Here is a 1,557-nt window from a genome sequence, read left to right as displayed (position 1 = left end):
GGACTGTGGAGCGCGGGACCTGAACTTGTAGTAGTCAAGCGATGGGGTGACGCAGGAGGGTAGCTCCGCCAGTGAGTGGTAGTACTGGTGCAAGCGTGTAGGCCGAAGCATAGGCAAATCCGTGCTTCACATAGGCTGAGACGTGATGCGTAGCCGATTGAGGCGAAGTAGAGTGATCCCATGCTGCCGAGAAAAGCCTCTAGCGAGCTTTCACGCGGCCCGTACCCCAAACCGACACAGGTGGTCAGGTAGAGAATACCAAGGCGATCGGGCGAACTGTGGTTAAGGAACTCGGCAAAATGCCCCCGTAACTTCGGGAGAAGGGGGGCCGTAGCGCTTGAAGCCTCTTGCAGGCTAGGGCGAGACGGCCGCAGAGACCAGCGAGAAGCGACTGTTTACTAAAAACACAGGTCCATGCGAAGTCGCAAGACGATGTATATGGACTGACGCCTGCCCGGTGCTGGAACGTTAAGGGGACCGGTTAGTCCTTCGGGGCGAAGCTGAGAACTTAAGCGCCAGTAAACGGCGGTGGTAACTATAACCATCCTAAGGTAGCGAAATTCCTTGTCGGGTAAGTTCCGACCTGCACGAATGGCGTAACGACTTCTCGACTGTCTCAACCGCAGGCCCGGCGAAATTGCATTACGAGTAAAGATGCTCGTTACGCGCGGCAGGACGGAAAGACCCCGGGACCTTTACTATAGCTTGGTATTGGTGTTCGATTCGGCTTGTGTAGGATAGGTGGGAGACTGTGAAGCGGCCACGCCAGTGGTTGTGGAGTCATCGTTGAAATACCACTCTGGTCGTATTGGATGTCTAACCTCGGTCCGTGATCCGGATCAGGGACAGTGCCTGGTGGGTAGTTTAACTGGGGCGGTTGCCTCCCAAAGAGTAACGGAGGCGCTCAAAGGTTCCCTCAGCCTGGTTGGCAATCAGGTGTTGAGTGCAAGTGCACAAGGGAGCTTGACTGTGAGACTGACGGGTCGAGCAGGGACGAAAGTCGGAACTAGTGATCCGGCCATGGCTTGTGGAAGCGTGGTCGCTCAACGGATAAAAGGTACCCCGGGGATAACAGGCTGATCTTCCCCAAGAGTCCATATCGACGGGATGGTTTGGCACCTCGATGTCGGCTCGTCGCATCCTGGGGCTGGAGTAGGTCCCAAGGGTTGGGCTGTTCGCCCATTAAAGCGGTACGCGAGCTGGGTTTAGAACGTCGTGAGACAGTTCGGTCCCTATCCGCCGCGCGCGTAGGATACTTGAGGAAGGCTGTCCCTAGTACGAGAGGACCGGGACGGACGGACCGCTGGTGTGCCAGTTGTTCTGCCAAGAGCATTGCTGGTTGGCTACGTTCGGAAGGGATAACCGCTGAAGGCATCTAAGCGGGAAGCTCGTTCCAAGATGAGGTATCCCACTCTTCGTGAGTTAAGGCCCCCAGCTAGACCACTGGGTTGATAGGCCAGAGGTGGAAGACCGGTAACGGTTGGAGCTGACTGGTACTAATAGGCCGAGGACTTGTTACAAAGACGCTACGCATCCACTGTGCGGTTCTGGAAGAAC

General features: G+C 56.3%; 1 rRNA gene (only partly in view). It reads left to right on the top strand.

The window, feature by feature from the left end:
- Positions 1–1,520: ribosomal RNA gene (locus LFM09_RS49930) — 23S ribosomal RNA — on the top strand (its annotated part extends 1,454 nt beyond the left edge of the window); the annotation flags it as partial.
- Between the last annotated feature and the right edge of the window lie 37 nt (positions 1,521–1,557).

Source organism: Lentzea alba (assembly GCF_047445655.1).
Lineage (GTDB): Bacteria > Actinomycetota > Actinomycetes > Mycobacteriales > Pseudonocardiaceae > Lentzea > Lentzea alba_A.
Note: the sequence above shows the minus strand (reverse complement) of the source record. Positions and strands in the feature narration are given on the sequence as shown.